The following is a 25,262-nucleotide window of genomic DNA, read 5'->3' as shown; positions in this document are numbered from 1 at the left end:
GCTTTCTTGCTTTTGGACACAGTTTCCTGAGCGCGCGGCGCGTCGAGAGGCACCGCTCGGCGGGGCATGACACTCTCGAACGTGATGTCTGCGCCTTCCACCGAGAACTTGGCGACCCGTCTGCGACAGGTCCGCCTGGCTAAGCGTGTGGACACGGCCCCGAAACCGCCCGTCACCTGGCATGTCATCAAGGTGGCACTGACGGTTCCGACCATCGCTTGGCTAGCCATTGCCGTCGTCGTGCTGATTGTGAAGTTAGCTGCTGGCGATGGCTTCTCCGGTATCGGCGCAGTCACTGCCGCCGGCTGGCTCGCCGTCACCCAGACGTCGCTGATGATCGGCGGCGTCACGATCGGCGTCTTGCCGTTGGTGCCGACCCTGCTCGTTGGCTACGGCACCTACCGGGTGGTGAAGCGGGCGACCGCCGAGTCGGGTTCCTTCAACGAACTTCTCAGCATCGCCGGTACCGCTGTGGCGGGCCCGTTGTTGGCGACGGCGTTGGCGCTTGCGGTGGTGGCGGACGGTGCTTCGGCCAGTGCGATCGGCAATCCCAATGCGTTGGCCGCTTTCGGCACCACCATCCTGGTGCACGGTGTGGCCGCCATGTGCGGCCTGCTGCCCCGGGTGGTGCAGCCGTTCTTGGAAGAGTTCGCGATCCCCGCATCCGACCGCGTTGGTGCGCGCGGCGGCGCGGCCGCATTTGCGGTGCTCATAGTCGGTGGGGCGCTGGCCGTGTTCTTCGGTTACCTCACCCACTTCGGTGCGATCGGTGACCTGATCGCCGACGGCAACACCTTCGACGGTTACCTCGGCCTCACCGGGCTCTCGATCCTGTATTTGCCAAACATGGTGATCGGCGCTGCGGCGATGACCGTCGGTGCCAGCGCGACGTTCGGCGGTACCGTTCTCGATTCCTTCAGTACTTACGTTGGTGCGGTGCCTCCGCTGCCGGTAGCGGGCGTGGTCCCGACCAACGACCTCGGTGCCGCCGGGGCTCTCATGTTCGCGGCGCCAATTGCCGCCGGGATTCTCCTCGGTTGGTACACGCGCAGTGACAACGTGAAGGCCCACTTTCGAGCGATCGGCGTCGGCGCTGCCCTCGCCTCGGGCCTCATGGTCGTCGTAACCGCAGTTTCGGGTGGCACGCTCGGCGAGATAGGCAAGGTCGGCGTCAGCATTCCCGTCGCCGGCGTCTTCACGTTCACGTCGGTCGGCGTCACCGCGGCGCTGGTTGCGGGTGTGCTTTGGTTGGTCGGCCGCCGCGGTACCCCCGTTCAGGTGGAGGTCGACGGCTCCGACGAAGCAGAACTGGACGAGCCGTTCTTCGACGAGGACGACGACTTCGAGCAGATCGCCGAGTCGGATGTCGAGGTTGATGAGCTCGATGTGGAAGACGAGTTCGCAGAGGAAGATGCGGAAGAAGCTGAGGGAGCGTCCCCCTCAGCCCCTGCCGACGACAAATAGTCCGCGGTGACCCTTCACGGGGACGCCCCCGTATTCAACTCTCCGAGTGCGACCGAGTTCAGCCACCCCCGCTCTCCGAGTGCGACCGAGCGCAGCCATCCCCGCTCTTCGAGTAACGACCGAGCGCAGCGAGGGAGTGTATCGAGGAGGCGCTCCTCGATACGCCGACTCCGCTGCGCTCCGTCGGCTACTCGGAGACCGGAAGGTACGACTGTGCGTGCGTCCCTCGCTCTCCGAGTAGCGACTGAGCGGAGCGAGGGAGTGTATCGAGGAGCAGCTTGGACCTCCCGCAACGCTGGGAAACGGCAGGAACTAAGCTGTACGGCGTGACATCAGCCCAGGACGCACGTGTGCCCGTAGTCGTCATGGCATCCGGAACCGGATCGTTGATGGCCGCCATTCTCGACCTCGCCGCTACTGCCGACGCACCGTTCCAGGTGGTAGGGGTTGTCGTCGATCGGGATTGCGCCGCCGCCGACCGGGCAGTCGACGCCGGGCTTCCCGTCGTCCTGTGTGAACTCCGCGACTATCCCGACCGTGCTGCATGGGATGCCGCTCTCACCGCGGCCGTGGCCGAACTTGCACCCGAGTGGGTCGTGACCGCGGGTTTCATGAAGATCCTGGGTGTCGACTTCCTGGCGCGTTTCGGCGGTCGGATCCTCAACTCTCATCCCGCGCTGCTGCCAGCCTTCCCGGGCGCGCACGGGGTTTCCGACGCCCTCGCATACGGCGTCAAAGTCACCGGTAGCACGGTTCATCTGGTCGACGGCGGCGTCGACACCGGACCGATCCTCGCGCAGCGCATCGTGGAGGTGCTGCCCGACGATTCTGAAGAGACCCTTCACGAACGAATTAAAGAAGTCGAACGCGTCTTGCTGCCAGAAGTAGTGAACGCGGTCGTGACCCGTGGCGTTGTCACAGACGGACGAAAGGCCCACATCAAGTGAATGCACCCGCCGAATCCGGAGCCCGCGCAGTTAAGCGCGCCCTGATCAGTGTTTACGACAAGAGTGGGCTCGCCGAGCTCGCGACCGGCCTGCATGCTGCGGGCGTCGAGATCGTCTCGACCGGTTCCACCGCGAAGACCATCGCCGCCGCTGGCGTCCCGGTCGTCGAGGTCAGTGAACTGACCGGCTTCCCCGAATGCCTCGAGGGGCGCGTCAAGACGCTGCACCCCCGCGTGCACGCTGGCATCCTCGCCGACACCCGCAAGGAAGACCACCTCGCGCAGCTCGTCGAGCTCGGCGTGACCCCGTTTGAGCTGGTCATCGTAAACCTGTACCCGTTCACCGAGACCGTCGCCTCGGGTGCCACGCCCGACGAGTGCATCGAGCAGATCGACATCGGCGGCCCCTCGATGGTCCGCGCTGCCGCGAAGAACCATCCGTCGGTGGCCGTTGTGGTTGATCCGACCGACTACGACAAGGTTGCTGCCGCAGTTGCCGCGGGCGGTTTCTCGCTCGCCGATCGCCAGCAGTTGGCCGCCAAGGCTTTCCGCCACACCGCCGACTACGACGTCGCTGTCGCGTCGTGGATGAGCTCGGTTGTCGCCCCCGACGCTGAGAGCGATTTCCCGGTGTGGGCCGGTGCCACGTGGACTCGTTCGGCCACCCTGCGTTACGGCGAGAACCCGCATCAAGCGGCCGCGCTGTACGTCGACACTCACGCCGCACCGGGCTTGGCTGAGGCCGAGCAGTTGCACGGCAAGGAGATGTCGTTCAACAACTACACCGATGGTGACGCCGCTTGGCGTGCTGCTTACGACCACGATGCACCGGCAGTCGCGATCATCAAGCACGCTAACCCGTGTGGGATCGCGGTTGGCGCTGATATCGCCGAGGCTCACCGCAAGGCGCACGCGTCCGACCCCGTCAGCGCCTACGGCGGCGTCATCGCCACCAACCGCGAGGTGTCGATCGAGATGGCCGAGCAGGTCGCCGAGATCTTCACCGAGGTCATCATTGCTCCCAGCTACGCCGATGGCGTCGTCGACGTGCTGTCGCGCAAGAAGAACATTCGCATCCTGATTGCCCAGGCACCCACCGAGACCGGGTTGGAAATGCGACCCGTCTCCGGCGGCCTCCTGGTGCAGCAGCGCGATGTGATCGACGCCGAGGGCGACGATCCCGCCAACTGGACCCTCGCGACCGGCGAAGCCGCCGACGAGGAGACCCTGCGCGACCTCGTCTTCGCGTGGCGTGCTTGCCGTGCGGTGAAGTCGAACGCCATTTTGCTGGCCCACGACGGTGCGTCCGTCGGCGTCGGCATGGGCCAGGTCAACCGCGTTGACTCGGCGCACCTGGCCGTCAATCGTGCGGGCGACCGCGCGAAGGGCTCGGTCGGCGCATCGGATGCCTTCTTCCCGTTCTCGGACGGTCTGCAGGTCCTGATCGACGGCGGCGTTCGCGCCGTGGTCCAGCCCGGCGGATCGGTGCGTGACAACGAAGTGATTGAGGCGGCCAAGGCTGCTGGCGTCACGATGTACCTGACCGGCGCACGCCACTTCGCTCACTGAGCATCGCCGAACTCCTCGGCCTCGTCCTCGCCGGTTTCGGTGCGGGCGTCGTCGGGTATGTGACCGGGCTGGCGTCGCTCGTCAGCTATCCGGCACTCCTAGCGGTAGGACTTAACCCGTTGGCCGCCAACGTCACCAATACGGTGGCGTTGGTGGCCGTCGGCGTTGGGAGCATGGCGAAGTCGGGCAGGGAACTGGTCGGCGGGGAGCGCGGGCGGTCGTTGGTGCGGTGGTCGTTGTTCGCGATTGCCGGCGGCATCGTCGGTGCCGGACTGCTGCTGTTGGCCCCGCCGGAAGCATTTGGCTACACCGTCCCCTATCTGGTTGGGCTCGCGTCTATTGCGCTGCTCTTGCAGCCTTACCTGCGGCAATGGGTACAAAAAGGCGGTGACCGCCCCAACCTGTGGTCGGCGGCGGTCTTCGTCGTCTCGATCTACGGCGGCTACTTCGGTGCCGGTGCAGGCGTCATCTTTCTGGCCTTCGCGATGCTGTTGACGTCGCTGCCGCTGTGGCATTCAGTACTGCTGAAGTCGGCGCTCCTGGGTGTCGCCAACGCCGTCGCCGCCATTGCCTTCATCATCTTCGGTCCGGTCCACTGGCCCGCCGCGATCGCGATGGGTATCGGTTGCCTGCTGGGCGGCTGGATCGGTCCGCCCCTCGTCGCACGACTGCCCGCCCAGCCCCTGCGGATCGTGATTGGGCTGAGCGGGATCGGGTTGGCCGTGTGGTTGGGCGTGTCGGGCTAGCGGCTTGCTCGGTTAGGGGATTGCCCGGCGGATCGCGGCGAACGAGATGCCCGACAGCACCGCAGTCACCGCCAGGCCGTAGCCGCCAACCTTGAGCGGCGTCAGATCCATGAACCATCGTCCGACGGCCGGCCATCCGCCACCGAGGCTGGTGCCAAGGACGGAGAGCGCGATGATCAGGGCCAGGGCGACGCCGATCAGGACGAGCGCCGTGATGCCGTACCGCTTGTAGATGGTGGCGGCGAAGAAGCCGATCGTGAAGGTCAGCATCGGTGCCATGAAGTACAGCAGCGTCGCGACCGCCGCGCCTTGGCCCCAAATCCATGGGACGGCGAAGAAGTAGCCGTCGATGCCCCACCCGTTGGTGGCCTTCTCGATGAGACCGCCCACCAGGTACAGCAGGGCGAAGCCGAGTGACGCCAGCACGGCAGTCATGGTGGTTCCGACGTAGAACTCGCGTCGAGAGACACTCATGGCCTGCGAGAACGGGAACGTCATGGACATCGCCTGAATCCCGATGACCGCGAAGTACCAGAGCGGTGCCTGCGACCCGCCGCCGTACATGGGTTCGGTGATGTCGTCGACGGATGCGTAGATCGCGCCGTAGATGATCATCGACACCGCGAACGCTCCGGCAAGAATGATCAACGGCAACCAGATGAAGATCTTCCGGTTGATTAATTGCATGCGAACCACATTCGCGGTCCGCGTGGTCAGGACGGTGGTCATGACTGGGCTCCCATTGAATTGATGGCGGACTCGCGTCGGTCGGTGCGAGTGGTGAGACGAACGATCAACTCCTGCAACGACACCGGCGACATCGACAGGCCTAGCGACGACAGTCGTGCCTCGTCGGACGACGTCAACTGGCCCATGGCGGTAACTGACGCTGTGCCGCCGAGACGTTCCCGATGGAGTTCTTCGCGGTCGCCGACGAAGGTGTCGACGGCATCGGCCGGGCCAACGACGGTGAACGCCATGCCGCGCAGATCGTCGGCCGAGCGATCCAAAACCAGGCGACCGTCGTCGACCACCAGGACGTGCTCGAGGAGGTTCGCGACCTCGTCGATCAAGTGGCTCGACAGCAAGATGGTGCGCGGGGACTCGCTGTAGTCGGCGATGAGGCGGTCGTAGAAGATTTGCCTGGCCACGGCGTCGAGGCCGAGGTATGGCTCGTCGAAGAAGGTCACGTCGGCGCGTGATGCGAGGCCGATGATGACCCCGACGGCCGACCGTTGGCCCCGCGACATTTTCTTGATCCGGCGGCATAGCGGGAGGTCGAAGTCCGCGATCAGTTGATCGGCGAGGTCTTGGTTCCAGTTCGGGAAGAACAGTCGTGCCATCGCGAACACCTGGTCCGGCTGTGAGTCTTCCGGGTAGCGCTGCGATTCGCGGACGAAGCAGAGTCGGGGGAGCACCGAGGAGTTCTCGTAGGCGGGCTCCCCGTAGATCAGGGCGTCGCCGGCGGTCGCGAAGTTCTGCGCGGTCAGGATCGACATGAGCGTCGTCTTGCCTGCGCCGTTGCGGCCGAAGAGGCCGCAGATGATGTGTTCGGGGATGTTGAACGTGACGTCGTCGAGGGCAGTGGTGGAGCCGTAGGTTTTCGTGAGGCCGCGGGCACTGATGGCGGGCGAGCCGGTGGTGATGGTCATGGCCGGTCTCCTTCGGGTGCGGTGGATGAGCGTTCGTTGATGAGGGTGATGACGTCGTCGGGGGTGAGTCCGAGCCTGTGTGCTTCGGTCAGCAGCGGCGTCAAATAGCTGTCGGCGAAGGCTTCGCGTCGTCGTCTCCGAAGGGCGGCGCGGGCACCGTCGGCGACGAACATGCCGACACCGCGTTTCTTGTAGAGGACGCCCTGCTCAACGAGGAGGTTGATGCCCTTCGCCGCGGTTGCCGGATTGATTCGGTAGAAGGCCGCGAGCTCGTTGGTGGAGGGTGCGCGGGTTTCTTCACCGAGGCTGCCGTCGACGATCGAATCGGCGACGCTGTCGGCAATCTGTTGAAAAATTGCCCGGCCATCGTCAATCATGTGGCACCTCCTCGCTCTGCTTCATTGGTTAGTTACTCGACTAACTAACCATGTAACTAACTGGCGGGAATGTCAAGGGTAGATTTGGCAATTGTGAAGAACGGTCGCTGCCCGTGCGGTTCGGGCGAAATCCTGTCGGACTGCTGTGGGCGATACCTGGCCGGCCTGGGTGAAGGGAAGCTCGCTCCGACGGCAGAAGCATTGATGCGCAGCAGGTTTACCGCATTCGCGCTCGGCGACGAAGAGCACCTTCTCGCCACTTGGCATCCGACGACGCGCCCCGCCGACCTCGATCTCGACAGCGACACCCGCTGGCTGCATCTAGAGATTCTCGAAACCGTCGACGGTTCGCCCTTCCACCAGACCGGCATCGTCGCCTTCACCGCCACCTATCGCGACGCCGCCGGTCGTGGGGAGTTGCGCGAACGCAGCAGCTTTGAACGCGTCGACGGCGCGTGGCTGTACGTCGATGGGGTGGTGGGGTAGCTCCGTAGTCGAAGCGTTCGCGAACGTGGGCTGGCTGGGGAGTCCGTCCGGGGTCGCTCGTATTTGAATCCCCGATTTGGCCAATTTTCCCAATTATTCGCTGGATGTCTCGCTATAGGGGATTCAAATACGAAGCGGGTTAAAGCCGCCGCGGGTTTTTGGGTGGGCGGGCAGCTGGTGGGGCCGTAGATGTTGGAGGGTGACCACCACAGCAGAGCTTCGCCACACCGCGGTCGAACCCATTCGCCAAACCATCGATATCAATCGACTCGGCCCGCACATCGGTGCCGAGGTTTCCGGCATCGAGATCGCCTCAGCCTCCGACAATCAGATCGCCGACATCCGCGCGGCCCTCGTCGAACACAAAGTCTTGGTGTTGCACGACCAGCACATCGACGACGCCGAGCACATTGCGTTTGCGCGCAGGCTGGGCGAGGTGACGACCGGGCATCCGGTGTGGGACAGCGGCGACGTGCCCGACGAGGTGTACTCACTCGACAGCACGCTGGACGGCTTCGCCGACACCTGGCACACCGACGTCACGTTCATGGCACGACCGCCGGCCGCGTCGATCTTGCGCCCGCTGATTTTGCCGAGCCTCGGCGGTGACACCAACTGGGCCGACGGGGAGGCCGCGTACGCATCGCTGTCGTCGCCGCTGCAACGACTGGCGGATGAGCTGTTTGCCCTGCACGACGGCACCCGCGAATTCGGCTACTACCTGCGGCATCGCCGCGGCGGGCAAGGCAACGAGTGGGACGGTGGTCGGGTCACCGATCTGGAGCCGGTACGACATCCGGTGGTGCGCGTTCATCCGGAATCGGGCCGCAAAACGCTGTTTGTCAATCCTGGTTTCACGTCGCACATCGAGGGCGTGTCGGACGCGGAAAGCCGCGGCCTGCTCGACGCTTTCTACGCGCACATCACCAAACCCGAGCACATCGTCCGACACCGGTGGCAGCTTGGCGATGTGGTGTTGTGGGACAACCGTTCCACGCTGCATTACGCGAACCGCGACTACACCGAGCGCCGTCGCATGCATCGGGTGACGCTCCGTGGCGACATCCCGGTGGGGGTTTAAGGCTGGACTACTGTTTCGGGCATTCGCTCTTGGCCGGTATGCCGCGCAACCGCGCGTCGAGCCATTCCATGGTTTCCGGGTAGCCAATCACCGCTGCCGAGAGGTGTTCACCCAGCACCTCGCGGTAGGTGGCGTTCGCGCCCAGCTTGCACTGTTGGGCGTACAGATTGCGGGCACCCTGAACTGGAATCCAGATCTCCTGCGCACCGTGATAGATGTACAGCGGCATATCGGACTTCACATCCGCCATCTCAGTCAGCTCGTAAATCCGGTTGGCGAGCGGGGAGTTGAACGGGTCGGGGTCACTGGAAAGAATCTGCGCGGGCAGAAGCAGCGGGGCCGCAAGGCCGTAGTTTGAGCCGCACGAGTTCTTCAACTCCGAGGTCGCGACCCACTGGCCGAGGTTGTTCGTCAGCTTCAGCAGTTCGGGCCGCTCGCGGGCGATGCCGAGGGTCGCGGCCAGCATGACGCCGGTGGCGACGTTCGCGTTCATCGCCTGTGCCAGTAGCCGGAAGTCGGCGGGGACGCCACCGAGCGCGGCACCGACCATGCGCGGGGTCAGGTCGGGGGCGTACTTTCCGAGAACCTTCGCGGCACCGTTGGTGGCGATCGCGCCGCCGGAGTAGCCGGTGATAGCGACCCGGCTCTTGGCGTACTTCGACGGCTTCCACTTGGCCGCCGCCCGGATCGAGTCCAGGACGATGTGCCCGGCGAGTTCGGGTTCGGCATAGGCCATCCGCGGCCCCTCGTGGTCGGGCACGATCACCGTGTACCCGCGGGACAGTGCCAACTGCGTGGTCGGCGGAAAGAGGTCCGTCTGATTGGTCTTGTCCGAGAAACCGTTGGTGAGGGTGTACCCGGCGGTGCACTCGGTGCCCAGGCCATTAATCGGCAGGTTGTTCACCAAGATTGGGCGAGGACCGGAGCCCTTCCACGCCGCCCGCGGTTCGATGACCGTGGCCGTTGCCGGGATCGGTTGTCCGTGCACATCGGTCGAACGGAACTTCAACATCCGTGCGCTGCGGATCGGGACGGTCACCAGGAACCCGGCGACGCTGGTGACGTCGCGGGTCGCGATCACGGCACCCGGCGCCCGTTTGGCCAGGCTCGTCGGCCAGCGGTCGAGCATCGCGTCGCCGATGGGGTCGGGCAGGATCGCATTCCGTAATTCCAGCGTGGCGTGGTCGTAGCCGGGGGAGTAGGCGCGCTGCGGGATGGTCTTCAGTCGCGGAATGGGTGCTGGCGGGACCACCTCGTCGACGCCCTCGACCACCCAACCGGGCAGTGGCGCAAGATTCGGCGCGGTGAGACGGGGCGGCTCGGCGTGCACAGGCGCGGCAGTGATCAGCGTGGCCACGGCAAGCGTTGAAACGCTCAGAAGTACACCCAGTTTCATGACCAGGAGTTTAGTGCTTCGGGTCTTCGCGTAGTTCGTTGGTCTTCGCTCCCGCACAGACGGAGCGAAGACCAACGAAGTACGCGAACGCGAGTTACGGCGTCCAAGCCGGGTCGCGTCCAGCGAACCCAATGACCTGCGCGGTGTCGTCGCTGCCCGCGGGAACGTCGACTGCCGGCCCGAAAACTCCCGGCCTTCGGGTCACCTCTTCGGGAACTTCGGCGAAGATGCCGCGGATGTATTCGACGGCTTCGGCGGGGAAGGTGACTTGCTGGCCGGAGGAGGCGGCGAGGTCCCAGCCGTGAAGGAACAGGTCGACCGCCGGGAACGACAGTCCGTCGCGCACACTCCGACGACCGGCGGGACTGTCGACTTCGCGGTCGAGGTCGATCACGTTGGCCAGTGCATCGCGGGCCTCGGCGACGGTGGCCGCCCACCATTGCGCCGCGTTGCCGTCAATGGCCGACGATGGTGGGTTGTGCGGATTGAAGTCGCGTTCGCCGCCACGCAAAATGCGCGTGCCGATGTTGGTGGCGTCGCCTACGTGCCCGAGCACATCGAGCGCCGACCATCCCTCGCATGGCGAGGCCACCGCCCACCCGTCGTCGGGTACCGCCGCAACAATGTCGCTAAAGAAGGTGAGGCCGTTGTTGTACATATCAAGGGCGTTCCAGGGCATGGCTTGCTCCGATCGGAAAGGGATGGGAAAAAGCGTAGCCCGGACCTGCGACTATCGCCTGGCTTCCGCAGTGAGCATCGGTTTACAGGTAGCGTGGAACGCGTGGCTGTCTCCGATTTCGACACTCCTGCACCGGCTCTCACGACTCTCGGCGAACTCCGTGCCTCCGGGCACACCGAACGCAGCATTCGCGATGAACTCCGGAACAACTTGCTGACCGCACTGCGCGCGGGCGAAAGCCCGTGGGATGGGATCGTCGGCTTCGACGACACCGTCCTTCCTCAGCTCGAACGCGCCCTCATCGCCGGTCACGACGTGGTGATGCTTGGCGAACGTGGCCAGGGCAAGACGCGCCTGCTGCGGACCCTCGTCGCGCTGCTCGACGAGTGGACGCCCGTCATCGACGGCTCCGACCTCGACGAGCATCCCTTCACCCCGATCTTGCCCGCATCGATTCGACGGGCCGCCGAACTGGGCGACGACCTTCCCATCGCGTGGCGTCACCGCACCGAGCGGTACCGCGAGAAGCTCGCCACCCCGGACACCTCCGTCGCCGACCTGGTGGGCGACGTCGACCCCATGAAGGTGGCCGAAGGTCGCAGCCTCGGCGATCCGGAAACCATCGCTTTCGGTCTGATCCCGCGGTCGCACCGCGGCATCATCGCCATCAACGAGCTACCTGACCTCGCCGAACGCATCCAGGTGTCGATGCTGAACGTGATGGAAGAACGCGACGTGCAGGTCCGCGGCTACAGCCTCCGACTGCCGCTCGACGTGCTCGTCACCGCGAGCGCCAACCCCGAGGACTACACCAACCGCGGCCGCATCATCACCCCGCTCAAGGACCGTTTCGGTGCCGAGATCCGCACGCACTACCCGCTGGATTTGGAAGACGAGATGGACGTCATCGAGCAGGAAGCGGACCTCGTCGCGACCGTGCCCGACTACCTCATCGAGGTCCTCGCGCGTTTCACCCGCTACGCCCGCGAGCACCCGTCGATCGACCAGCGCTCGGGCGTTTCGGCCCGCTTCTCCATCGCGGGCGCGGAGACCGTCGCGGCGGCGGCGCTGCACCGCTCGGCAGTCGCACGGGAAGAGTTTCCCGTCGCCCGTCCAGTCGACCTGCAATCGGTGATTGAGGTCCTGCGCGGCAAGGTGGAGTTCGAGTCCGGCGAAGAAGGCCGTGAACTCGAGATTCTCGACTACCTGCTCCGCAAGTCGGTCGCCGACACCGTCCGCGCGCACCTCGGCGGCGTCGATATGCGACCACTGGTCGCCGCCCTCGAAGCTGGCGAAGAAGTCCTGACTGGCGATCGCGTGCCCGCCACCGACGTGCTGACCGCACTCGGCGACAACGGTGAGGTTGCCGCACTTCTCGACGACATTGCTGCCCGGCTCGACGCCACCGAAGACGCCGAGCGGGCCAGCGCCGCCGAACTCGCTCTCGAAGGCCTGTACTTGGCGCGCCGGATCGGCAAGGACACCGACGAATACGGTCGGACCACCTACCTGGTGGAATCTCCAGACGAAGAGTGACAAACCCATGACGCGACGTCGATTTCATCGTTCCGCCTACCGGCGCTATACCGGCGGGCCCGACCCGCTGGCACCACCGGTCGACCTCCGCGAAGCGCTGGAGGCCATCGGCGACGACGTGATGTCGGGAGCATCGCCCGACCGTGCGCTCCGCGAGTATTTGCGTCGCGGTAGTGAAAACATGCGCGGACTGGACAAGCTCGCGGAGATGGCGAATCGGCGTCGTCGCGAACTGCTTCGCAACCGCAATCTGGATGGGACATTCGACGAGATCCGCGAACTCCTCGATTCGGCCGTGCTGAATGAACGCAAGCAGCTCGCGCGCGACCTAGACGACGACGCACGGTTCGCCGAAATGCAGATTGAGAACCTCCCGGCGTCCACCGCGCAGGCCGTCAAAGAACTGTCGGACTACAACTGGCGCAGCCCGGAGGCGAAGGCCGATTACGACAAGATCTCCGACCTTCTCGGTCGCGAGGCGCTCGACCAACGTTTCGCCGGCATGAAGGAGGCGCTCGAAGGTGCCACCGATGAGGATCGGCAGCGGATTTCGGAGATGCTCGACGACCTGAACGAGCTGTTGGCCGCGCACAATCGGGGCGAGGACACCACCGAGCAGTTCGAAGAGTTCATGGACAAGCACGGCGAGTACTTCCCCGAGAACCCAGAGAACACCCAGGAACTCGTCGACTCGCTCGCCGCACGCTCAGCGGCGGCGCAACAGTTCTTCAACTCGCTCACCCCCGAGCAGCAGGCCGAGTTGGCTGAGTTGTCGGCGCAAGCCTTCGGGTCGCCGAAGTTGATGTCGCAGCTCGCGCAGATGGACGCCGCGTTGCAGGAAGCGCGACCTGACCTGAATTGGAATGGCGGGCAACAGTTCTCGGGCGACAACCCGATGGGGATGGGCGAGGGCGCGGCCGCCCTGCGTGACATCGCTGACCTTGAGAACCTCGCCGAGCAGCTCTCGCAGGGATATGCCGGCGCGCAACTCGACGATATTGACCTCGATGCGCTAGCCCGACAGCTCGGTGACGAAGCCGCCGCCGATGCCCGCACGCTCGCAGAGCTCGACAAGGCGATGCGTGAGGAAGGCTACTTCGACCGCACGCCGGACGGGAAGACGCGACTGAGCCCGAAGGCGATGCGCCGGCTGGGCCAGGCGATCTTGCGTGACATCGCGCAGCAGTTGTCGGCGCGCGGCGGTGACCGGGATGCAGATCAGGCTGGCCGACTCGGCGAACCGACAGGTAGCAGCCGCGAATGGCAGTTCGGCGATACCCAACCCTGGAACGTGACCCGCACCGTCACCAACGCGGTGCTGCGAACCGTTTCAGAAAATCCATCCGCTGCCGCCGACCTGGCCGCGGGGAGCGGCGTCCGGATCGACGTCGGCGACATCGAGGTCATCGAAACCGAGGCCCGCACACAGGCAGCCGTCGTCCTGCTGGTCGATACGTCGTTCTCCATGGTGATGGAGGGGCGCTGGACGCCGATGAAGCGGACCGCGCTCGCGCTCAATCAGTTGATTTCGACGCGGTTCCGGACCGACGAACTGCACCTCATCGAGTTTGGCCGCATCGCCCGCGACACCACCGTCGAAAAGCTGACCGGCCTCGATCCGCGGATGGAGCAGGGCACCAATCTGCACCACGGACTCATGTTGGCGCAGAGGCACTTTCGTCGCTTCCCGAACGCGCAACCGGTCCTGCTGATCGTCACCGACGGTGAACCGACCGCCCACCTGGAATCAAACGGTGAAGAGTTTTTCTTCTACCCACCGCACCCACGGACCATCGGGTTGACGGTCGCCGAACTCGACCACCTGTCCCGCATGGGAACGCAGACCACGTTTTTCCGCCTCGGGGACGATCCCGGTCTGGCCCGCTTCATCGACCGCATCGCACGCCGGATCGGCGGCCGCGTTGTCGCACCGGAATTGGACGGTCTTGGCGCGGCAGTGGTGGGAGATTACCTGCGAGCGCGGCGGTCGTAGGCGGCAATCAACGGGGGGACGGCATTAGGCTGGTGGCCATGACCGATCAGAGCGAGCCAGCCCCCATCATGCGCGTCAGCGATGCCGATCGGGAGCACACCCATTCGTATCTGTCGGCGGCGATGTCGTTGGGAGTGCTGAATCCGGAGGAGTACACCGAGCGGGCCGGTCGTGCCGCGGCCGCGCAGACGCGCGCCGACCTGGATTTGTTGACGGCCGATCTGCCGATCGATCAGTTGCGGGTGGCCGTCCAGTCGCAGACTGGGAATACCCAAGTCAGTAAGGCGACACAGGTCAGTGCGTCGGGCGCTAATCCGGTGACAAAGGTGACCGGGTTTATCGGGAGCAGTGATGTGGGCGGCGGTGCCGTCGTCGGCGACATGCTGCGAGTCAAGGCGACGATGGGCAGTGTGGCGCTCGACCTCCGGGACGCCGAGTTCACCGCCCCCGTCCTGACCGTGAAGTGTCGTGCATTCATGGGCACCATCGACATCACGGTGCCGCCAGATGTGACGCTGGAAGTGCACGGTAACGGCATCGTCGGCGGCGTCGAAAGCTCGGCGGCCGGCCCCGGCGGTGAGGGCGCTCCCCGGGTGGTCGTGCAGGGACGGGCAGTCGCGGGCAGCATCAACATCCAACGTCGGCCGCGCGGCGAACACATTGGGCCGCGCCGGGCACGTTAGGCCAACGTCGCCGCGATCAGGGCGATGACCGGGATCGAGACCAACGTTGTCATGAGGGCGGAGTCGCGGGCGAGGACTTCGCCACGCTGGTATCTCGTCGCGTAGACGAGGACGTTCTGTGCGGTCGGAAGTGCGGCGATGACGACCTGTGCGAACAGTGCGTGACCGGTGAGGCCGAACGCCCACTTCGCCAAGGCGAACGCCACCAGCGGCATCGCGACCATCTTCATCACCGACGCGAGGGCGATGTCGCGGCGCGGGCTTTGCCCCTTCTTGAAGACGGCGACGCCGGTCAATGTCAGACCGAACGTCAGGAGCGCGAGCGGCACCGATGCCTGCCCCAGCATGTTGAGCGGCTCCATCACCGACTGCGGAGGCGTCCAACCGACGAGCGAAACCGCGAGGCCGATCACGCCACCAATGAGGATCGGATTCCGCAGTGGCACGAGGGCGGTCTTCAACGTCGACGTGCGCTTGCCGCCCGGTCCGGCAACCGGGTCAAGGGCAGTCAAGTCGAGCGCAGTCAACGCGATGGGGGAGTAGAAGACGATCTGGAACAGCAGAAGCGGCGCGATAAACGAGGCGTCGTCGAGCACGAAGATCGCGATCGGCAATCCCAAATTCACGCTGTTGACGTACGACGACGACAGTGCGCCGATCACCAACTCGGGAACAGCGCGACGCAGCCAGAGGCGGGCGATCACCACATAGGCGGCACCCACGATGAGCGCGGAAGCCGAAGCGATCGCCAGGGTCGCGGAGAAGACCACCGACAGGTCGCTGGTGGCGAGAGAATGGATGAGCAGTGCCGGCGTGCAGACGAAGAAGACAAGGCGTGCCAGGACCGACGACGCGTGCTCGCCGAGGCTGCCGGTCCGGCCCAAAAGGTAGCCGAGCGAGACGACAAGAAAGATAACGGTAAACCCGGAGACGACGCCTGACACTCGTCGAACCTATGCCCGCGATAGCACGGTCGCGAAATATTGTGGCCCAGCCAACCCCTGGCGTTTTGCGTCGCAGCCCCTCGTGCGGCTAATCTGGTCTGGTTGTGTGCCGCGGTCGCTATGCCGTGGTGACCAAGCGATCAGTGGGTTTGGCGGATCGGGGCTTCCTCCCGAATCCCACCCGCACCAGGTAAGAGAAGGGCTGGAACCATGGCAGTACCCAAGCGCCGGATGTCGCGGGCCAACACCCGCAGTCGTCGTTCGCAGTGGAAGGCCGACAACGTCACACTGCAAGAAGAGAAGATCAACGGCGTTTCGCAGCGTATCCCGCGTCGCCTGGTCAAGGCCGCGAAGCTCGGCTTGGTCGACCTCGACCGCCGCTAAACGCTAGCGTCAAAGCTTAGAGAGCTGTGCCCGACGAGAAATCGTCGGGCACAGCTTTTTTGGTATTTGCGAGGCTGATACCAGTCACGGTGAGGTCTCGAACTCATGGGGCCAAGCAAACTGAGGATTCGCACCCAGTAGGTTTGAAGTAGTCGATACTTTGGGTCATACGTAACTAATGCGAAGTTTGTCAGGGATGTGGTCGTGGCTTCAACAACTCAATCAATGGATGCTGGGCAAAACGGCGCACGGGACAAAAAGAACGTACAGGTCAACAAGACCGTGTTCTTTGGATCCGGCGCAGGAATCCTCGGGATCATTATCTGGGCGCTCATCGATCAAGAAGGTGCCGATCGGATAATCGGTACCGCTGTCGGATGGGTCGCTCGCGAACTTGGATGGTTCTACATCCTGGTGGTGACCGTCGTTCTCGTGTTCGTCATCTGGGCGGCAGTCTCGAGGGTTGGGCGTGTGAAGTTAGGCCCCGACCACTCCAAGCCGACTTACAGCGTCTTCTCCTGGACTGCCATGCTGTTCGCGGCTGGCATCGGCATCGACCTGATGTTCTTCTCGGTCGCCGAGCCGGTGTTTCAGCGCGCGTTACCACCGGTGGGTGAAGGCGGAACGTTGGAGTCCACGCGGCAAGCGGTCGTCTGGACGCTGTTCCACTACGGCCTCATGGGTTGGGGCTTATACGCACTGATCGGCATGGCGCTCGCATACTTCTCGTACCGCTATAACCAGCCCCTGAGTCTCCGATCGGCACTGCAGCCGATCTTCGGCGACCGGGTGAAGGGATTGCTTGGCGACACCGTCGACATTGCGGCCCTCCTCGGTGCCATCTTCGGTCTCGCGACCAGCTTGGGTATCGGCGTCGCACAGCTCAACGTGGGACTCGATGATCTCTTCGGGATACCGGAAAGCACGTGGGCCCAAGCGGGACTGATCGCCGTCGCCGTCGCGGTGGCCACACTTTCCGCGGTACTCGGCGTCGATAAAGGCGTGAAGCGACTGTCGGAGGCCAATGTCCTCATCGCCGTCGGGTTGATGCTGTTCGTCCTCATCGCCGGGTCGACGACGTTCCTCATGAACAGCCTCGTCCAAAACCTAGGCGACTTCGCCTCGCGGTTCCCCGGCATGGCACTAGACACCATGGCCTACGACTACCCCGAAGAATGGATGGCCAGTTGGACGCTGTTCTTCTGGGCTTGGTGGATCGCATGGGCCCCGTTTGTCGGACTGTTCCTGGCGCGCATCTCGCGCGGGCGCACCATCCGACAGTTCGTGTCGGGCACGCTGATCGTGCCGTTCATGTTCATCGGGGTGTGGATTTCGATCTTCGGCAACAGCGCGTTAGAGATTGTTCGTCGCGGCGGTGCTGAAGCGAAGGCGTTCGAGACGACGGCGATCGACACGCCGGAAAAGGGTTTCTACGCCCTGCTCCACGAGTATCCGGCCGCCCCGCTGCTGGTGGTTGTCGCGACTTTCACCGGCCTGCTGTTTTACATCACAAGTGCCGACTCGGGCGCGTTGGTGATGGCGCACTTCTCGTCACGCATCGAGGACAACGACACTGACGGACCCAAATGGCTGCGCGTATTTTGGGCGTTCGCGACTGGCCTGCTGACCTTGGCGATGCTGATGATCGGCGGCATTACGACGCTGCAGCAGGCGACAGTGATTATGGGTCTGCCGTTTGCGGTGGTGATTCTGCTGATCATGCTGGGTCTTTTCCGCGCATTGCAGGTGGAAGCGGGCTGGATTGATTCGCGTCAAAGTGCGCTGAGCCGGGCACTTTCGCACCGCTCGTCCGGCGGTACAGCCTTGAACTGGCGACAGCGTGCTGCGCGCGCCGTGCGGTATCCCAACGTGAACGACGTCCGACGGTTCACCGAGAACACCGTCGCCCCGGCGTTGCGCGATGTGGCCGCAGAACTCACCAAGACAGACATGAATGCGTCGGTGGGTTCAACGGAGGTGGAGGCGTACGACATGGTTTCCTATCACCTGGACGTGTCGTTCAACGGTAAGAAGCCATTCCATTACCAGGTGTACCCAACGCAGCATCCGACGCCGGTGTTCGGGATGAGCCCGGAACCGTCCGATGTGTTTTACCGCCTCGAAGTGTTCACCGCGCTCGGCAGCGAAGGGTTCGACGTCTTCGGCTTCACCAAGGAACAGATCAGTTCCAACGTGCTCGACCACTATGAACGGCACATTCAGTACCTGCATTCTGTGGGCGACGCGGAATCTGAGCCCGTGGAATCCGAAGCCACCCTGGATTGGTCTGGCGACTTTGAGCTAACCGATGTTGAAGACCCCTTGGAAGAGGAGACGGTCCGTGAGCCCTAAAACCCTATTCATCGACGGTGCGTGGACCGGTGCTTCCGCTGGCGGAACGCGGGAGATCCGTTGCCCGGCCGACGGCACGCTCGTTGCCACCATCAGTGAGGCCACCGGGGACGACACCGAATTGGCGATCGCGGCAGCGCGTCGGGCATTCGATGACGGTCGTTGGTCGTCGGTCCCGGCACCGGAGCGTTGCGCCCTGCTCCGAAAGGTAGCTGCGGGTATCCGCGAGCGTCGTGAGGAGTTCGCGCGCGCGGAAGCTCTCGACACGGGCAAGCGGATGCTTGAGGCACGCCTCGACATGGACGACATCGCCGCTTGCTTCGACTACTTCGCGGACATCGGCGCCCAGGACGCGGGCCGGTTGGTGGATGCCGGATCGGCCGAGGTCGTCAGTCGCATCCAGTACGAGCCGGTGGGCGTGTGCGGGCTCATCACACCGTGGAACTACCCGCTGTTGCAGGCGGCGTGGAAGATTGCCCCGGCCATCGCTGCAGGCTGCACCTTCGTGTTGAAGCCCGCAGAACTGACCCCGCACACAGCGATCCTGACGATGCAGTTGCTTGACGAGTTGGGCTTGCCCGCGGGTGTTGCCAACCTGGTCACCGGCGCTGGCGTGACTGCGGGTGCGCCGCTGTCGTCGCACCCGGACGTCGACCTGGTGTCGTTCACCGGTGGCCTGGTCACGGGCCGGGTGATTGCGGCGAGCGCTGCGGGCACAGTCAAGAAGGTTGCTCTCGAACTCGGTGGCAAAAACCCCAACGTGATTTTTGCTGACGCCGACTTCGACGCCGCCCTCGACAACGCGCTCAACGGGGCGTTTGTACACTCGGGCCAGGTTTGTTCGGCGGGTGCGCGACTGATTGTGCACGAGTCGATCGCCGAACGGTTCGTTGACGAACTCGTCGCCCGGGCTCGCGGGATTGTGCTCGGCGGACCATTCGACGATGCCGCCGAGACCGGCCCGCTGATCTCTGCCGAGCACCGCGACAAGGTTCACGCCTACGTGCAAGCCGGGGTCGCCGAAGGTGCCCGCGTCCGATGCGGTGGCGAGTTCGCGACCGGTCAGTCCGGTACCTCCGACCTTGACGCTGGCTTCTACTACCTGCCGACCATCATCGACAACGTCAAGCAGGGCATGTCGGTCGTCGTCGACGAAGCGTTCGGCCCCGTCGTCACCGTCGAGACATTCACCGATGAAGACGACGCCGTTCGTATCGCCAACGACACCGTCTACGGTCTCGCCGGTGCGGTCTGGACACAGGACGCTGGCCGCGCACAGCGGGTCGCGAACCGATTGCGCCACGGAACTATTTGGATCAACGACTTCCACCCCTACCTGCCGCAGGCGGAATGGGGCGGTTTTGGGCAGTCCGGCGTGGGCCGGGAACTGGGGCCGACGGGACTCGACGAGTACCGCGAAGCCAAGCACGTCTATCACAACATTGCACCGGCGGTCACCGGATGGTTCGCCGACCGGACTCACGAGGAAGGCTGATGAGCACAGTGTCTGAGGCAGGGATCAGGGAGTTCGACTACGTCGTCGTCGGCGGCGGATCCGGCGGGTGTGCGGCGGCCGCACGGCTGTCGGAGGACCCGTCGGTCACCGTGGCGCTGATCGAGGCGGGCCCAGATGATCGCGGCATCCCCGAGGTGCTCCAGCTGAACCGGTGGATGGAACTGTTGGAGTCGGGCTACGACTGGGACTACCCGATCGAGCCGCAACCCAATGGCAACTCCTTCATGCGGCATGCCCGCGCCAAGGTGCTCGGCGGCTGTTCGTCGCACAACTCGTGCATCGCGTTCTGGCCGCCCGCCGAGGACCTGAACGAGTGGGAGAGCAAGTTCGGTGCCACCGGCTGGAATGCGGAAGCCATGTGGCCGGTGCTCAAGCGCTTGGAGACTAACGAAGACGCTGGACCCGACGCGCCGCACCACGGCGACAGTGGACCGGTCCACCTGATGAACGTCCCGCCGGTGGACCCGTGCGGCGTCGCGCTGCTGGAGGCCGCGAGCGAGTTCGGCATTCCGACGGTCAAGTTCAACACCGGTACCACCGTGACCTCCGGTGCCAACTTCTTCCAGATCAACTCGCGCACGGACGGCACCCGGTCGTCGTCGTCGGTCTCGTACATCCACCCGATCGTCGACCGTGCGAACTTCACCCTTCTCACCGGGCTGCGTGCCAAGAAGTTGATCTTCGACGGCCTGCGGTGCGTCGGTGTCGAGGTGGTCGACAACCAGTTCGGCAAGACCCAGACCATCCGCGCCGGTCGCGAACTGATTCTGGCGGCAGGCGCGATCGACACCCCGAAACTGCTGATGCTTTCGGGCATCGGCCCGGCCGAGCACCTCGCCGGCCGCGGCGTCGAGGTGCTGCTCGATTCGCCGGGCGTCGGCAGCAATCTGCAGGACCATCCCGAGGGCGTTCTCTCGTGGGAGGCCAAGCAGCCGATGGTCACCGACTCCACCCAGTGGTGGGAGATCGGGATCTTCGACATGGTCGACAGTGGCCTCGACCGGCCGGACCTGATGATGCACTACGGCAGCGTGCCGTTCGACATGCACACGGTGCGCCGCGGCTTCCCGACCGTCGACAACGCCTTCTGCCTGACGCCCAATGTGACGCACGCGCGCTCGCGCGGCACGGTGCGTCTGGCCTCGCGCGACTTCCGCGACAAGCCGCTGGTGGATCCGAAGTACTTCAGCGATCCCGAGGGCTACGACATGCGGATCATGACCGAGGGCATCCGACGCGCGCGGGAGATCGTGAAGCAGCCCGCGATGGCCGACTGGGCGGGTCGGGAACTGTTCCCCGGCCCGGACAACAACAGCGACGCCGAGTTGACGAAGTACATCATGCGCACCCACAACACCGTCTACCACCCGGTTGGTACAGCCGCGATGGGCTCGTCCGACCATGCGCCCGTCGACGCCGAGCTGCGGGTCAAGGGCGTCGACGGTCTGCGGGTCGCCGACGCTTCGATCTTCCCCGAGCACACCTCGGTGAACCCCAACATCACCGTGATGATGGTCGGGGAGAAGTGTGCGGAGATGATTCGGGGATAGGGGCGCCATTTAACTAATGCGTGTAGGTATCCTGGTCGATGTAGCGATTCGAACTATCGACTGGAGCCCTAATGTCACTCGACCCCCGGACCCCGATCCTTGTCGGCGGTGGACAGATCAGTAATCACGACGGTGGCATCGAGCCGGTCGATTTGATCGCTGACGCGGCGACGGCGGCATCCGCCGAGGCGGGGTCGAAGCGTCTGCTCACTCGTATCGACTCGATCCGGCTGGTGCGGATGCTGTCGTGGAAGTACCGTAACGCCGGCGCTTTAGTTGCCGATCGAATCGGGGCACCTGCAGTCCACACTGCCACCACTGGTGATGGCGGAAACTGTCCGCAATCGCTGGTGTCGGCGGCGGCCGCTGATATCGTCGCTGGACGATCGGCCGCCGTTCTCGTGGCAGGCGCCGAGTCCTGGCGTACGCGAATGAAGCTTCGGGCAAACGGGGATCGTCCGGCGTGGACGATGCAAGGCGATGATGTCGATCCGCCCGAGCTCGCCGTCGCTGACGTACCCATGGTGTTTGATTCACACAAGCGAATCGGCTTGGACCGCCCTGCGTATGTCTATCCCCTCTTTGAGGAGGCGCTGCGCGCATCGTTGGGGCGCGGTGTCGACGAACATCGAGCGGTGATCGGCGAGCTGTGGTCGAGATTTGCCGATGTGGCGGTGTCGAATCCGAATGCCTGGCTGCGTAAAGAGTATTCAGCGGCCAGCATCACTACCCCGAGTGCGGAGAATCGTTGGATTTCTCGGCCTTACACCAAGCTGTTGAACTCGAATAATATGGTCGATCAGGCTGCCGCGGTGATTGTGTGCTCGGTGGGTCTGGCGACGGAGTTGGGTATTTCGCGGGACAACTGGGTGTTCCTTCATTCGGCCGCCGATGCGCACGACACTTACGACATTGCCGAACGCGAGCGACTCGATTGCAGTGCTGCAATCCGGGTAGCCGGGGCGCGAGTGCTGGAAGCTGCGGCGGTCGACATTGGGGACATGGGGATGGTCGACCTGTACTCGTGCTTCCCGTCGGCGGTTCAGGTTGCCGCGCGTGAACTCGGACTTCCTGTCGACGATCCCGCAGTGCCGTTGACGGTTACTGGCGGCCTGACTTTTGCTGGCGGGCCGTGGAACAACTACAGCACCCACGCCATCGCCACGATGACGAGCGCGCTTCGGCGAAGCCCGGATGAGATGGGGCTGGTGACGGCGAATGGCGGCTACCTGACGAAGCATGCGATGGGGGTCTACGGCGCAAAGCCGCCGCGTGAGTTGTTCAGGCACCTCGATGTGCAGGCAGAGGTCGACCGCCATCCCACCGTGAGCGCCAGGAACGATTACGAGGGCCTGGCCCGCGTGGAGTCGTATTCCGTGGCGCATGGCCGCGATGGGGAGCCTGAGCGCGCCTTTATCTCTGTTCGAACTCCCGACGACGGACGTGCGCTGGTTGGCACCGATCGTCCGGAGCATCTGGGTGCATTAATCGACACTGACTTCATCGGAGCGGGCATTCGCGTGGGCGCGTCCGGCTTTGTTGATGGCCTCGAATAAGTCGTAGGCAGTGATACAAATGACCAATCCTGTCATTTGTTGACCTAACGACTGTAGATAATCTAGGCTCCTGTGTGATGCGACTCACTGGTTGGTGGCGCGCGTCACGCGTCCATATTGATCTACGAGGAGATTCGACGATGACTACAACACCCATGCGCCCGACTGCCCCGACTTTCCCTGACCGCGCCGACGTCTTCATCGGTGGAAAGTGGGTCCAATCGTCCGGTGACGAGTGGATCGACGTTGTCGACTCGTGGTCGGAGGACGTTGTGGCACGGGTGCGCGCGGCCACCTTTGCCGATGTCGACGCGGCGGTCGCTGCGGCCCGTGCCTCGTTCGATGCAGGCGTCTGGGCCTCAACTCCGATCGCTGAGCGCGCCGACGTGATCGACGAGATCGCAAATCGGCTGGAAGCGCGTTTGCCCGAGCTGATTCAGATCGGGATCGCGGAGGTTGGCATACCCGTGCCCGTCAGCGCGATGACGCAGGAGATGACTGTCGGGCTCTTCCGGGCGGTCGCCGAGGAAGCGCGCAAGGTGCAGCTCGTCGATGAACGGACCCGTGCCGACGGCGGGATTTCGCGCGTACTCAAGGAACCTAACGGCGTCGTTGGTGTCATTATTCCGTGGAACGGACCGATTGGGACTATCGCCTTCAAGGTGATCCCAGCCTTGGCTGCTGGCTGTTCAGTGGTGCTGAAGACATCGCCGGAAGCGCCGCTGTCGCCGTCGGTGTTCGCCGACGTCATCGCCGAGCTTGTTGCCGAGGGGCGCATTCCGGAGGGCGTCGTCAGCGTGGTGGTTGCTGATCGCGACGTCTCCGAGTCACTGGTGGCAAACCCGGCCGTTGACCACATCACGTTCACCGGGTCCACCCTTGTTGGCCGACGGATCATGGCGGTTGCCAGCGAGCGAATCGCCAAGGTCTCGTTGGAGCTGGGTGGCAAGTCGGCGGCGATTGTGCTCGACGACGCCGACCTCGCGTCGGTGATGCAGGCCTTGCCCATGGGTGGTTGCCTGCAGTCCGGTCAGGCGTGCATCGCATTGACCCGAGTGCTGGTCTCGGAGAAGCGTCACGACGAGGTCGTCGCCGCATACAAAGCAGCTCTCGGTATGCTCCCCCTGGGCAACCCGTGGGAAGAGGCGAATTTCCTAGGTCCGTTGGCGTCCGCACGACAGCGTGATCGCGTTGAGGGCTATATCGAGACCGCGAAAGCTGAGGGTGCGACCATCGTTCACGGTGGCGGGCGCGGAGGGTTTGAGCACGGCTTCTTCGTCGAACCGACCATCGTCGACAACGTCACCAACGACATGCGTATCGCGCAGGAAGAAGTCTTCGGTCCGGTGATATCGATCATCACCTACCGCGATGAGGACGAAGCTGTTGCGATCGCGAACGACTCGCAGTTCGGGCTGGCCGGTGCGGTGTTCTCCGCAGACGCCGACCACGCCTACAACATTGCGAAGCGCATTCGGACCGGCACGGTGAACGTGAACGGTGGCGTTATCGACTTCACGATCCCGTTCGGTGGTTACAAGCAGTCTGGCGTGGGGCGCGAAGGTGGCCCGGAAGGTCTCGAAGAGTTCTTCGAGACCAAGACCGTGCACCTGTCCTGATTTGGGTGTGAATTCCTGACTTTAGAGGTGTGATCTGCGGTCAGAGATGATCGCGGATCACACCGTGAAGGAAGCTCCGCACGGTCTCTTCAAATAGCTGCTTCTGGGTCAGTTCGTTGCTGGCCAGCGCTGCAGACAGGAGGGGCTGAGACTCAGGGTCGACGTTGGGGAAGATCGTCGATTTTGTTCGAGGCTTGCGCATAGCCTCCATTAACACCGCACCGATGGCCATCGTCTCCATGCCGTCCAAGATCCGCACGTGCAGTTCCGTCGGCACATCCGACTCTAGGAGGAATCGGGCCGTGTCTTCGTAAGTTGCGACAAAGAGATCGCGTGGCAGGTGCTGCAGCAGAACTGGGGCGGCATTGCGGTGGCGAAGAATCGACTGGCGGAAGTTCAACGCGAGCGCGACGAAAAACTCGGGCCAATCTGGCCCGGGACGTCGGCGCGGTGTGGCGACCGTGGTGCCTGCGATGTATTTCGCGACCTCGACGAGGATCTCGTTTTTGTCCGCGAAATGGTGATAGAGCGAGGGTGCTCTGACTCCCAGGTGCTTCGCGAGCTTGGGCAGGCTGAAGGCGTCCAAGCCTTCGGTGTCGATGATGTCGATTGACGCCTTCACTGCGGCGTCGCGACTGATCAGGGGCTTGGATGGGCGTGCCATGGAACGCCTTTCGCTCGTCGGTCATTATCCGGATCGACCGCTCCGGGCCGGACTTGGTGTCTCTCCAGC

Annotated in this window: 22 protein-coding genes; 15 read left to right on the top strand and 7 right to left on the bottom strand. The window is 64.1% G+C overall.

What is annotated here, in order from left to right; all coding sequences use genetic code 11:
* Positions 1-84 precede the first annotated feature (84 nt).
* The 4 genes from WBA38_RS01910 to WBA38_RS01895 all read left to right on the top strand — a co-directional run bounded on the left by WBA38_RS01910 (position 85) and on the right by WBA38_RS01895 (position 4,725).
* On the top strand, positions 85-1,464 hold the full coding sequence (locus WBA38_RS01910) for a DUF6350 family protein (RefSeq protein WP_424321915.1): 1,380 nt from the start codon (positions 85-87) through the stop codon (positions 1,462-1,464).
* Between the two features lie 365 nt (positions 1,465-1,829).
* A complete protein-coding gene (gene purN, locus WBA38_RS01905; protein WP_424293684.1) occupies positions 1,830-2,411 on the top strand; it encodes a phosphoribosylglycinamide formyltransferase in 582 nt (193 codons plus the stop codon).
* Positions 2,408-3,979 (top strand): bifunctional phosphoribosylaminoimidazolecarboxamide formyltransferase/IMP cyclohydrolase, encoded by a 1,572-nt coding sequence (gene purH, locus WBA38_RS01900; protein WP_424293679.1) that lies wholly within the window; start codon positions 2,408-2,410, stop codon positions 3,977-3,979. The genes purN and purH overlap by 4 nt, the downstream gene beginning before the upstream one ends.
* Entirely contained in the window at positions 3,976-4,725 is a 750-nt protein-coding gene (locus WBA38_RS01895; RefSeq protein ID WP_424293683.1) for a sulfite exporter TauE/SafE family protein, read from the top strand. Before purH ends, WBA38_RS01895 begins: the two co-directional genes overlap by 4 nt.
* A gap of 12 nt (positions 4,726-4,737) precedes the next feature.
* Here WBA38_RS01895 and WBA38_RS01890 read toward each other — a convergent pair whose 3' ends face one another.
* The 3 genes from WBA38_RS01890 to WBA38_RS01880 are packed head-to-tail and all read right to left on the bottom strand — an operon-like array spanning position 4,738 to position 6,754.
* Positions 4,738-5,454, bottom strand: coding sequence for a hypothetical protein (locus WBA38_RS01890; RefSeq protein WP_424293678.1), 717 nt, complete (start codon positions 5,452-5,454; stop codon positions 4,738-4,740).
* Positions 5,451-6,377: an ABC transporter ATP-binding protein gene (locus WBA38_RS01885; RefSeq protein WP_424321914.1), complete on the bottom strand. Its 927-nt coding sequence runs from the start codon at positions 6,375-6,377 to the stop codon at positions 5,451-5,453. Before WBA38_RS01885 ends, WBA38_RS01890 begins: the two co-directional genes overlap by 4 nt.
* On the bottom strand, positions 6,374-6,754 hold the full coding sequence (locus tag WBA38_RS01880; protein WP_424321913.1) for a GntR family transcriptional regulator: 381 nt from the start codon (positions 6,752-6,754) through the stop codon (positions 6,374-6,376). The genes WBA38_RS01885 and WBA38_RS01880 overlap by 4 nt, the downstream gene beginning before the upstream one ends.
* Before the next feature lie 93 nt (positions 6,755-6,847).
* On the opposite strand from WBA38_RS01880, the gene WBA38_RS01875 reads away from it, so the two are divergent.
* Together WBA38_RS01875 and WBA38_RS01870 are read left to right on the top strand one after the other, a co-directional pair.
* Complete coding sequence (locus tag WBA38_RS01875) at positions 6,848-7,240, top strand: YchJ family protein (RefSeq protein WP_424293675.1); 393 nt, start codon at positions 6,848-6,850, stop codon at positions 7,238-7,240.
* Positions 7,241-7,439: 199 nt separating this feature from the next.
* Positions 7,440-8,321: a TauD/TfdA dioxygenase family protein gene (locus WBA38_RS01870; protein ID WP_424295581.1), complete on the top strand. Its 882-nt coding sequence runs from the start codon at positions 7,440-7,442 to the stop codon at positions 8,319-8,321.
* A gap of 7 nt (positions 8,322-8,328) precedes the next feature.
* On the opposite strand, the gene WBA38_RS01865 is transcribed toward WBA38_RS01870, so the two are convergent.
* Both WBA38_RS01865 and WBA38_RS01860 read right to left on the bottom strand, forming a co-directional pair.
* Entirely contained in the window at positions 8,329-9,717 is a 1,389-nt protein-coding gene (locus WBA38_RS01865; protein WP_424321912.1) for a lipase family protein, read from the bottom strand.
* Positions 9,718-9,811: 94 nt separating this feature from the next.
* Positions 9,812-10,396: a TIGR03086 family metal-binding protein gene (locus WBA38_RS01860; RefSeq protein WP_424321911.1), complete on the bottom strand. Its 585-nt coding sequence runs from the start codon at positions 10,394-10,396 to the stop codon at positions 9,812-9,814.
* A 93-nt stretch (positions 10,397-10,489) separates the two neighbouring features.
* On the opposite strand from WBA38_RS01860, the gene WBA38_RS01855 reads away from it, so the two are divergent.
* From WBA38_RS01855 to WBA38_RS01845, 3 genes are read left to right on the top strand one after another with little or no spacing between them, the layout of a single operon-like run.
* On the top strand, positions 10,490-11,932 hold the full coding sequence (locus WBA38_RS01855) for a magnesium chelatase (RefSeq protein WP_424296445.1): 1,443 nt from the start codon (positions 10,490-10,492) through the stop codon (positions 11,930-11,932).
* Between the two features lie 7 nt (positions 11,933-11,939).
* The gene (locus tag WBA38_RS01850) at positions 11,940-13,925 is read left to right on the top strand and encodes a VWA domain-containing protein (RefSeq protein WP_424296441.1); all 1,986 of its coding nucleotides are present in this window, start codon (positions 11,940-11,942) and stop codon (positions 13,923-13,925) included.
* Between the two features lie 38 nt (positions 13,926-13,963).
* Positions 13,964-14,608 (top strand): DUF1707 SHOCT-like domain-containing protein, encoded by a 645-nt coding sequence (locus tag WBA38_RS01845; protein WP_424296439.1) that lies wholly within the window; start codon positions 13,964-13,966, stop codon positions 14,606-14,608.
* Here the strand turns inward: WBA38_RS01845 and WBA38_RS01840 are convergent.
* Positions 14,605-15,552, bottom strand: a complete 948-nt coding sequence (locus WBA38_RS01840) for an AEC family transporter (protein ID WP_424296437.1) — start codon at positions 15,550-15,552, stop codon at positions 14,605-14,607. The genes WBA38_RS01845 and WBA38_RS01840 overlap by 4 nt on opposite strands.
* A 210-nt stretch (positions 15,553-15,762) precedes the next feature.
* On the opposite strand from WBA38_RS01840, the gene rpmF reads away from it, so the two are divergent.
* The 6 genes from rpmF (at position 15,763) to WBA38_RS01810 (ending at position 24,529) form a co-directional block, all read left to right on the top strand.
* Complete coding sequence (rpmF, locus tag WBA38_RS01835; RefSeq protein ID WP_424296435.1) at positions 15,763-15,936, top strand: 50S ribosomal protein L32; 174 nt, start codon at positions 15,763-15,765, stop codon at positions 15,934-15,936.
* Between the two features lie 204 nt (positions 15,937-16,140).
* Positions 16,141-18,288: a choline BCCT transporter BetT gene (betT, locus tag WBA38_RS01830; protein ID WP_424296434.1), complete on the top strand. Its 2,148-nt coding sequence runs from the start codon at positions 16,141-16,143 to the stop codon at positions 18,286-18,288.
* A complete protein-coding gene (locus WBA38_RS01825; RefSeq protein WP_424296432.1) occupies positions 18,278-19,783 on the top strand; it encodes an aldehyde dehydrogenase family protein in 1,506 nt (501 codons plus the stop codon). Before betT ends, WBA38_RS01825 begins: the two co-directional genes overlap by 11 nt.
* The gene (locus WBA38_RS01820) at positions 19,783-21,354 is read left to right on the top strand and encodes a GMC family oxidoreductase (RefSeq protein ID WP_424296430.1); all 1,572 of its coding nucleotides are present in this window, start codon (positions 19,783-19,785) and stop codon (positions 21,352-21,354) included. The genes WBA38_RS01825 and WBA38_RS01820 overlap by 1 nt, the downstream gene beginning before the upstream one ends.
* Positions 21,355-21,425: 71 nt before the next feature.
* A complete protein-coding gene (locus WBA38_RS01815) occupies positions 21,426-22,910 on the top strand; it encodes an acetyl-CoA acetyltransferase (RefSeq protein ID WP_424296428.1) in 1,485 nt (494 codons plus the stop codon).
* A gap of 140 nt (positions 22,911-23,050) precedes the next feature.
* On the top strand, positions 23,051-24,529 hold the full coding sequence (locus tag WBA38_RS01810; RefSeq protein ID WP_424321910.1) for an aldehyde dehydrogenase: 1,479 nt from the start codon (positions 23,051-23,053) through the stop codon (positions 24,527-24,529).
* A 40-nt stretch (positions 24,530-24,569) separates the two neighbouring features.
* On the opposite strand, the gene WBA38_RS01805 is transcribed toward WBA38_RS01810, so the two are convergent.
* On the bottom strand, positions 24,570-25,193 hold the full coding sequence (locus WBA38_RS01805) for a TetR family transcriptional regulator (RefSeq protein WP_424321909.1): 624 nt from the start codon (positions 25,191-25,193) through the stop codon (positions 24,570-24,572).
* Positions 25,194-25,262: the final 69 nt, after the last annotated feature.

The sequence above is a fragment of the Gordonia sp. (in: high G+C Gram-positive bacteria) genome (assembly GCF_049647785.1).
In the GTDB taxonomy this organism is placed as follows: Bacteria; Actinomycetota; Actinomycetes; order Mycobacteriales; family Mycobacteriaceae; genus Gordonia.
Note: the sequence above shows the minus strand (reverse complement) of the source record. Positions and strands in the feature narration are given on the sequence as shown.

Coding starts and splice junctions, on each gene's coding strand:
- purN (WP_424293684.1), top strand. CDS start 1,830: ATGGCATCCGGAACCGGATCGTTGATGGCCGCCATTCTCGACCTCGCC.
- rpmF (WP_424296435.1), top strand. CDS start 15,763: ATGGCAGTACCCAAGCGCCGGATGTCGCGGGCCAACACCCGCAGTCGT.
- WBA38_RS01910 (WP_424321915.1), top strand. CDS start 85: ATGTCTGCGCCTTCCACCGAGAACTTGGCGACCCGTCTGCGACAGGTC.
- WBA38_RS01820 (WP_424296430.1), top strand. CDS start 19,783: ATGAGCACAGTGTCTGAGGCAGGGATCAGGGAGTTCGACTACGTCGTC.
- WBA38_RS01815 (WP_424296428.1), top strand. CDS start 21,426: ATGTCACTCGACCCCCGGACCCCGATCCTTGTCGGCGGTGGACAGATC.
- WBA38_RS01810 (WP_424321910.1), top strand. CDS start 23,051: ATGACTACAACACCCATGCGCCCGACTGCCCCGACTTTCCCTGACCGC.
- WBA38_RS01890 (WP_424293678.1), bottom strand. CDS start 5,454: ATGACCACCGTCCTGACCACGCGGACCGCGAATGTGGTTCGCATGCAA.
- WBA38_RS01845 (WP_424296439.1), top strand. CDS start 13,964: ATGACCGATCAGAGCGAGCCAGCCCCCATCATGCGCGTCAGCGATGCC.
- WBA38_RS01865 (WP_424321912.1), bottom strand. CDS start 9,717: ATGAAACTGGGTGTACTTCTGAGCGTTTCAACGCTTGCCGTGGCCACG.
- WBA38_RS01805 (WP_424321909.1), bottom strand. CDS start 25,193: ATGGCACGCCCATCCAAGCCCCTGATCAGTCGCGACGCCGCAGTGAAG.
- WBA38_RS01885 (WP_424321914.1), bottom strand. CDS start 6,377: ATGACCATCACCACCGGCTCGCCCGCCATCAGTGCCCGCGGCCTCACG.
- WBA38_RS01860 (WP_424321911.1), bottom strand. CDS start 10,396: ATGCCCTGGAACGCCCTTGATATGTACAACAACGGCCTCACCTTCTTT.
- WBA38_RS01880 (WP_424321913.1), bottom strand. CDS start 6,754: ATGATTGACGATGGCCGGGCAATTTTTCAACAGATTGCCGACAGCGTC.
- WBA38_RS01850 (WP_424296441.1), top strand. CDS start 11,940: ATGACGCGACGTCGATTTCATCGTTCCGCCTACCGGCGCTATACCGGC.